Annotated in this window: 8 protein-coding genes and 1 pseudogene; 3 read left to right on the top strand and 6 right to left on the bottom strand. The window is 65.4% G+C overall.

Features of this window, described 5'->3' with window-relative positions; all coding sequences use genetic code 11:
• The 3 genes from G3N96_RS36490 to glcD form a co-directional block, all read right to left on the bottom strand.
• On the bottom strand, positions 1-447 hold a 447-nt coding region (locus tag G3N96_RS36490), incomplete at its 3' end, for a 4Fe-4S dicluster domain-containing protein (protein ID WP_241022998.1).
• Positions 448-471: 24 nt separating this feature from the next.
• Complete coding sequence (gene glcE, locus G3N96_RS36485; RefSeq protein ID WP_206140212.1) at positions 472-1,548, bottom strand: glycolate oxidase subunit GlcE; 1,077 nt, start codon at positions 1,546-1,548, stop codon at positions 472-474.
• The gene (gene glcD, locus G3N96_RS36480) at positions 1,548-3,047 is read right to left on the bottom strand and encodes a glycolate oxidase subunit GlcD (protein WP_206140211.1); all 1,500 of its coding nucleotides are present in this window, start codon (positions 3,045-3,047) and stop codon (positions 1,548-1,550) included. The genes glcE and glcD overlap by 1 nt, the downstream gene beginning before the upstream one ends.
• A gap of 219 nt (positions 3,048-3,266) precedes the next feature.
• On the opposite strand from glcD, the gene glcC reads away from it, so the two are divergent.
• The 3 genes and pseudogenes from glcC to G3N96_RS36465 all read left to right on the top strand — a co-directional run bounded on the left by glcC (position 3,267) and on the right by G3N96_RS36465 (position 5,282).
• Positions 3,267-4,037, top strand: a complete 771-nt coding sequence (gene glcC / locus G3N96_RS36475; RefSeq protein ID WP_043186328.1) for a transcriptional regulator GlcC — start codon at positions 3,267-3,269, stop codon at positions 4,035-4,037.
• Between the two features lie 276 nt (positions 4,038-4,313).
• Positions 4,314-4,760, top strand: a pseudogene (locus G3N96_RS36470) (DUF6306 domain-containing protein); the annotation flags it as partial.
• Positions 4,761-5,048: 288 nt separating this feature from the next.
• A complete protein-coding gene (locus G3N96_RS36465) occupies positions 5,049-5,282 on the top strand; it encodes a hypothetical protein (RefSeq protein WP_006487081.1) in 234 nt (77 codons plus the stop codon).
• Between the two features lie 105 nt (positions 5,283-5,387).
• Here the strand turns inward: G3N96_RS36465 and G3N96_RS36460 are convergent, their stop codons facing one another.
• The 3 genes from G3N96_RS36460 to G3N96_RS36450 form a co-directional block, all read right to left on the bottom strand.
• Positions 5,388-5,654, bottom strand: a complete 267-nt coding sequence (locus G3N96_RS36460; RefSeq protein WP_206140209.1) for a hypothetical protein — start codon at positions 5,652-5,654, stop codon at positions 5,388-5,390.
• A 193-nt stretch (positions 5,655-5,847) separates the two neighbouring features.
• Complete coding sequence (locus tag G3N96_RS36455) at positions 5,848-6,699, bottom strand: carbohydrate ABC transporter permease (protein ID WP_089459302.1); 852 nt, start codon at positions 6,697-6,699, stop codon at positions 5,848-5,850.
• A gap of 17 nt (positions 6,700-6,716) precedes the next feature.
• On the bottom strand, positions 6,717-7,573 hold an 857-nt coding region (locus G3N96_RS36450), incomplete at its 5' end, for a sugar ABC transporter permease (protein WP_241022996.1).

Here is a 7,573-nt window from a genome sequence, read left to right as displayed (position 1 = left end):
AGAAACCGGCATAAGGTGTTTGGTGGGGGGCATGGAGTTCAGACGTGTGCCCTTCCGATCTACCGGCGCCGGGCGCGGCACGACGTGGCGCAGCCCCGCGCGCAGCAGGCGCGCGCGCGCGGGCCGCTGCACGCGCTTCTCGGCTTCCGCGCGGCCGATGTCGAGCAGCGTGTGATAGCGCACGCCGGACGGGCAGGTCGTCTCGCAGTTGCGGCACGTCAGGCAGCGGTCGAGATGCTGCTGCGTGCGCTCGCCGCACGGTTCGCCTTCGAGCAGCTGCTTGATCAGGTAGATGCGCCCGCGCGGCCCGTCGAGCTCGTTGCCGAGCACCTGGTAGGTCGGGCAGGTCGCGTTGCAGAAGCCGCAGTGCACGCACGCGCGCAGGATCGCTTCCGCTTCGTCGGCCCGGGCGAGGGCCTTGCTTGCTTCGCTGAGATTGGTTTGCATCGGCGGGTCGGGATCGGGTTCGCGTCAGAAGTCGGCGTACAGGCGGCCGGGATTGAAAATCGCATGCGGGTCGAGCTGCGTCTTGAGCTGCCGGTGCACGCGCAGCAGCGCGGCCGGCAGCGGCTGGAACGGCTCGCGCGTCGTGCCCGGGGTGAAGCAGGTCGCGTGGCCGCCCCATTGCGCGGCGAACCGCTGCACGTCGGCGGGCGCGGCATCGCTCTTCAGCCAGCGCTGTGCGCCGCCCCAGTCGGCAAGCAGCGCGCCGGGCAGTGCGTCGAGCGGTGCGGAGGCCGGCACCGACGCGCGCCACAGCGGGCGCGGATCGTCGAAGAACGGCAGCGCCAGATCGCGCAGCCGAGCCCAGAACGCATCGTCGCGATCGTCCATGCGTTCGCCGCCGATCGTGTCGCGCGCGGCTTTCACCGAGCCCTCGCCGCCTTCGATCCGCACGTGCAGCACGCCGTCCGCGTGGCATGCGCCCGCGAGCGGCAGCCCCGCGCGCCGCCAGGCGGCGACGCGCTGCACGGCTTCGTCCACCGCAAGCTGCAATGCGAGATCGCCCGTCGCGCGCGGCTTCGGCAGTACCTTCAACGACACCTCGGTCACGACGCCGAGACAGCCGAAGCTGCCCGCGAGCAGCCGCGACACGTCGTAGCCCGCGACGTTCTTCATCACCTCGCCGCCGAAGCGCAGGTGCTTCGCGTGGCCGGTGATCACGCGGCAGCCGAGCACGAAGTCGCGCACCGCGCCGGCCCACGGGCGGCGGGGGCCCGACAGCGCCGCCGCGAACATGCCGCCGACCGTGGCCGCGCCGCCGAACGTTGGCGGCTCGCACGGCAGCATCTGGCCGGCCGCGTCGAGCATCGCTTCCAGATCGGCGAGCGGCGTGCCCGCGCGCGCGGTGACGACGAGTTCGGTCGGGTCGTACGAGACGACGCCGCGATGCGTGCGCACGTCGAGCGTGCGGCCTTCGACGGGGCGGCCGAGGAACGCCTTCGTGCCGGCGCCGCGGATGTGCAGCGGCTGGCGATCGTGGATCGCCGCGTCGACCTGCGCGACGAGCGCCGCGCTGTCGTCGATCGATTCGATGTCGCGTCGCATCAGAAGCGCTCCAGGTCGGGAAACGGCAGCTTGCCGTGATGGACGTGCATCGCACCGAATTCGGCGCAGCGGTGCAGCGTCGGGATGTTCTTGCCGGGATTGAGCAGCCCCTGCGGATCGAACGCGGCCTTCACCGCGTGGAAGAACGTGATCTCGTCGGCGTTGAACTGCACGCACATCTGGTTGATCTTCTCGCGGCCGACGCCGTGCTCGCCCGTGATGCTGCCGCCCGCCGCGACGCACAGCTCGAGGATCTTGCCGCCGAGCGCTTCTGCGCGGTCGAGTTCGCCGGGCCGGTTCGCATCGAACAGGATCAGCGGGTGCATGTTGCCGTCACCCGCGTGGAACACGTTAGCGACCGGCAGCCCGTATTCGGCGGACAGCGCGGCGATGCCTTCGAGCACGCGCGGCAACTCGCGGCGCGGAATCGTGCCGTCCATGCAGTAGTAGTCGGGCGACATGCGGCCGACCGCCGGGAATGCGTTCTTGCGGCCGGCCCAGAAGCGCTGGCGCTCGGCTTCGTCGCGTGCGACGCGGATCTCGGTTGCGCCCGCGTCGCGCAGCAGCGCGGCGACGCGTTCGGCGTCTTCGTCGACGTCGGTCGGCGAGCCGTCGAGCTCGCACAGCAGGATCGCCTGCGCGTCGACCGGGTAGCCCGCGTGGATGAAATCCTCCGCCGCGCGGATCGCGAGGTTGTCCATCATCTCGAGGCCGCCGGGGATCACGCCCGCGCCGATGATTCGCGCGACCGCCGCGCCGGCTTCCGCGACATCGTCGAAGCTTGCCATCAGCACCTTCACGCTCGGCGGCTTCGGCAGCAGCTTCACGGTGACTTCCGTGACGATCCCGAGCATCCCTTCCGAGCCGGTGAACAGCGCGAGCAGGTCGAAGCCGGGCGCGTCGAGCGCGTCGGCGCCGAGCGTGAGCGTCTCGCCGTCGATCGTCAGGATCTCGACCTTCAGGATGTTGTGCACCGTGAGGCCGTATTTCAGACAGTGCACGCCGCCCGCGTTTTCAGCGACGTTGCCGCCGATCGAGCAGGCGATCTGCGACGACGGATCGGGTGCGTAGTAGAGGCCGTGCGGAGCGGCCGCCTGCGAGATCGCGAGATTGCGCACGCCGGGCTGCACGCGTGCGATGCCGGCATCGGGGTCGATGTCGAGAATCCGGTTGAACTTCGCCATCACGAGCAGCAGGCCTTTCTCGAGCGGCATCGCGCCGCCCGACAGCCCGGTGCCCGCGCCGCGCGCGACTACCGGCACGCCGAGTGCGGCCGCGACGCGCAGCACCGCGCGTATCTGCTCGACCGTGTCGGGCAGCGCGACCGCGAGCGGCACCGTGCGGTACGCGGCGAGGCCGTCGCATTCGAACGGCTTGAGCGCCTCGCGTTCGTGCAGCACGTCGAGGCCGGGCGCCGCCGCGTGCAGCGCGGCGACGAGTGTGTCGCGGCCGACGGTCGCCAGTGGGCCGTCGATCCGTTCGTCGTAGGTGAAACTCATCGGGGTTGTCTCCACCATGCAGGCGGCTGCGCAACGCGCGGCACGCCGGAAGGGAGGGATTCTTGGCGGGCGGCGCGTGTGTGTCCAGACGTGGCGGCCGTGGTCATACCAGTTTTTATGGGGCGACCGGAAAGCAGCGGTATCGGTCGCCGTAAAACTGAATGGTGAAAAGGGTTTGTGGGAAAATCGCCGATATCCTTCCGAAGTGGTCATACCAGTATGGAAATGCAGGATCGAGCGGGCCCGGCGCGGAACGTGGCCGACGTCGTTGCAGAGCGCATCGAGAAACTGATCGTCGATGGCGTGCTGAAGGCCGGGCAGGCGCTACCGTCCGAACGGCGGCTGACCGAGAAGCTCGGCGTGTCGCGCACGGCCGTGCGTGAAGGGATGAAGCTGCTGCGCGCGCGCGGGATCATCGACACCACGCACGGCAAGGGCTCGTTCGTGGCGAGCCTGACCCCGCAACGCGAGATCACGCCGATGATGCATCTCCTCGGTTCGCAGCCGCGCACGCTGTACGATCTGTTCGAGGTGCGCGGGATGCTCGAGACGGAAGCCGCGCGGCTCGCGGCGCTGCGCGGCACGCCGGCGGATTTCATCCTGATCAAGCGCCGCTATGAAGAGATGACCGCGGCCGATGCGCAGGATCTCGACCCGGCCGCGCGCGCGAAGCTCGATCACGCGTTTCATCTCGCGATTTGCGAGGCTTCGCATAATCCGGTGCTCGTGAATACGCTGCAATCGTTGACGGATTTGTTGCTGAGTTCGGTGTTTGCGTCCGTGAACAATCTCTATCACCGCGAGCCGCTGAAAAAGCAGATCGATCGGCAGCATGCTCGGCTTTATAACGCGGTGACGGGGCGGCTGCCCGATCAGGCGCGCAAGGCGGCGAGCGAGCATATTCGTCAGTGCGTCGAGTATCTGCGGGAGATCGAACAGGAGGAGCAGCGGTTGGTGCGGTCGACGTTGAGGCTCGAAGGGTGGACGTGAGGTCGGCTGTGCGTGGCGGTGTGTGTTGATGCGCATCACGCACAGTGGGTCGGCTGCAGACGCGTGTCACAGGGCCATGTCAGACTGTGATCCATTCTTCGTGGGGCTCCGCTGCTGCCTGCCGTGATGTGGGGACGCTGTCGTGAGCGCAGTGCCTGACGGAATCACGCCGGACGAACTGGCGCGCCACGCTTTCCGCACGGAGGACATCGCATGTCGAACCGGCCCCACGACGACGGGCACGACGCCCGTTCCCCCAAAGCAATGGACGAATCCGCCGGTGCGCAGCGCGACGCGTTGCTCGCGTTGCTGAATGAGCTGCTGGAAGCCGAGCGTGCAGGTGCGCGTGTCGCGTCGGAGACGGCGGCGGCAATCGACGATCCTGAACTTCATCGGCTCGTGGCGAGTATTCGGCAGGATGAGGCGCACTGGTGCGCGGTACTGGTCGATGCGATTCGGTCGCTCGATGCGACGCCGACGCATGCTGCAGGTGCGTTTTATGAGAAGGCGATGGCGATCGAGGATCTGGCGGAGCGGCTGGCGTTTTTGAATCGTGGGCAGCGGTGGGTGGTGAGGAAGCTGCAGGCGTTACTGCCGACGCTGGCGCAGCCGGATATGCACCACGCGCTCACGCAGATGCTCGTGGCGCATGAGAAGAACATCGGGTCGGTCGACGCATTGCTGCGGGTCAAGGGCTGCGGCCCGAACTCGGCGTCGCAGTAGCGGCCAGGGGAATCGTTCATCGCGGATTTCCGTGGATGTCGTTTCTCGACCCAGAACGGCCCTTCAGATTGATCCAAAGCGGCCAATCGTTGCGACCTGCGGCGGGATTTTATAGCCACGCTCGATGCGTATCTTGGCCTCGGCGCGACTGCGGAATCATTCCCGATTAAATCGCTTCTCCCGCAGCGTGCCGTTGGAACCTTCAACGGAGTCGTTCTGCCAAGGGCGGCAAGAACGGACACAGCGTGTACGATCTGGTCTTCAAGAAAACCATCCAAGGAGAGAGGAATGAATCCGGAACAGGCCCGAGCCGAAGAAACCGAGGCGATGGAGCGCATGGTGGCCGCCACGCTGCGCGTGCAGAGTACGTTCGCCTCGATGCAGAAGCAATTTCCGCCGCAAGGCAGCGGCGAGCCTTCGCCGTTCGCGCTGCAAACCTTTGATGCCGCCCTGCAGGAACTTGAAGACGCACAGGCCGCGTTCGATGCGCTGCTGAACGATCTGATCGACGGTAACCGCTAAAGGCTACGCCCTTATCCGCACCGATTGTCGACGATCTAAAAAGCTGTGTCGAACGGCCGTTCGTAGCCGACATCAGTCTTCGGAAGCTAGAGATCGGTACGCATGTCAAAATACTTCGAACGAGCACCAGTCAGGCACAAACCCCTCGAAGACAAAAAAGTCGTCGATGTATGTCAGCCCAAGCCGCTCCAATGACCTTGTACACTCGTCGGCCGCATCGCCGCCAAAGAGCGGGCCAAGCGATATAAGGCTATCGGATTCGTCAAAATATTTCTGAAAATTGAACTCGACCATAACCGTGGACAGGTCGACATTCTTGGCCGCTAGCGCGTCGCGTCGGACAACGATCCCGAAATCTCTTGAAACTTTCATCGTTATTGACCAAAGGCAAGCGTGTGCTCAAGATTGTCTGCGATTCAGACCTTATGGTCGAGCGTCCGAAACCGGCTGAGCACAGACGACCTGTATCTCCCTCCGGCCAATCCGCGACAATCAAAAAAAAGCCCGCCGAAGCGGGCAACCTCACGATGCGGAGGGGGAGATACGAATACGCTGAGCCGCGCGTTCAACCTTTGGTCGCACCAAACGTCAGCCCCGCCACGAAATGCTTCTGCATCGCGAAGAACATCGCGACGGACGGCAACGCCGCCAGAATCGACCCGGCCGACACGAGATTCCACGACGTCGTCCATTGCCCCTTCAACGCGGCAACGCCTGCCGTGATCGGCGCGGCTTCATCGCCTTGCGTGAGACACAGCGCCCAGAAGTAGTCGTTCCACACGAACGTAAAAACGAGAATCGCCAGTGCGGCCAACGCGGGCCGAATCAACGGCAGCACGATCCGGTAAAACACCGTCCATTCCCCCGCCCCTTCGATCCTTGCCGCCTCGATCAACTCGAACGGCAACTGCTTGATGAAGTTGCGCAGGAACAGCGTGCAGAACCCGGTCTGGAACGCGACATGAAACAGAATCAGCGCCTCGACCGTATTGAACACACCGAGCCGCAGCGACAGATCTCGCACCGGAATCATCAACACCTGCACGGGCACGAAGTTACCGGCAACGAACGTCCCGAACAGCGCCGTGCTCCCGCGAAACTTGTAGGTCGCCAGCGCAAAGCCGGCCATCGCCGCGAGTGCGATCGAGCCAAGCACGGAAGGCACCGTGATCTGCACGCTGTTCCAGAAATAATGCAGCATCGGCGACGTCGTCAGCGCGTCGCGATAGTTCTCGATCATCGAGAAGTGCCGTGGCCAGCCCCAGTAGTGGCCTTCGACCAGTTCCTCGGTCGAGCGCACCGACGTGATGAACACGGCGATCATCGGAAGCAGCCAGATCAGCAGCGCAACCGGCAGCGACAACTTGTACAGCCTGCGCGAGACAGGCTTCCATTGGGCAACGGGAGTCGGAAACATGATGGCCACCGGTCAGGTTATTGCTCGTTGCGCAGCAGGCGGCGCAACTGGAACACGATGTAGACGAGCATGATCGCGAACAGCACGACCGCAATCGACGCGGAATAGCCGAGCCGGTAGTACTTGATCGCCTGGTCGTACATGTAATACGCGAGCACGGTCGAGCTCTCGAATGGGCCGCCGCTCGTCATCACCGAGATCAGGTCGAAGCTGCGCAGCGCGCCGATCACCGTGACGACGATCGCCATGAAGGTGGTCGGCCGCAATTGCGGCAGCACGACGTGCCACAGCAGCGCGAAGCCGCGCGCGCCTTCCATCCGGGCGGCTTCGATCTGTTCCGGGTTGAGCGACGTGAGGCCGGTGAGGTACAGGATCATGCAGTACGCGGTCTGCGGCCACAGCGCGGCGAATACGATGCCGAACGTCGCGTAGCGCGCGTCGCCGAGCACCGGGATGCCGTGTCCGGCGATCAGCGCGAGCAGGCCGAACGTCGGATCGTAGAACCACGAGAAGATCAGCCCGACGACCACGCCGGACAGCACGAACGGCGCGAAGAACAGCGACTTCACGAGCCGGATGCCGGCCACCGCCTGGTTCAGGTACAACGCGAGCGCGAGGCCGAGCGGCGGCGCGAGCATGAAGAGCGCGAGCCAGATCACGTTGTTGCGCAGCGCGGTGTAGAACGTCGGCGCATGCAGCAGTTCGACGTAGTTCGCGAGCCCGACGAAGGTGCGCTCGGTCATCCCGTCCCAGTTGTACAGGCTCAGCCACAGCGTCGACAGGATCGGCCAGACCACATAGACGGCCACCATCGCGCAGGCCGGCGCGAGAAAGAGCCATGCGGCGCGCTGTTGCCGCCGCACGGCAGGCGACA

This window comes from Burkholderia sp. Se-20373 (assembly GCF_017104705.1).
Classification (GTDB): domain Bacteria; phylum Pseudomonadota; class Gammaproteobacteria; order Burkholderiales; family Burkholderiaceae; genus Burkholderia.
Note: the sequence above shows the minus strand (reverse complement) of the source record. Positions and strands in the feature narration are given on the sequence as shown.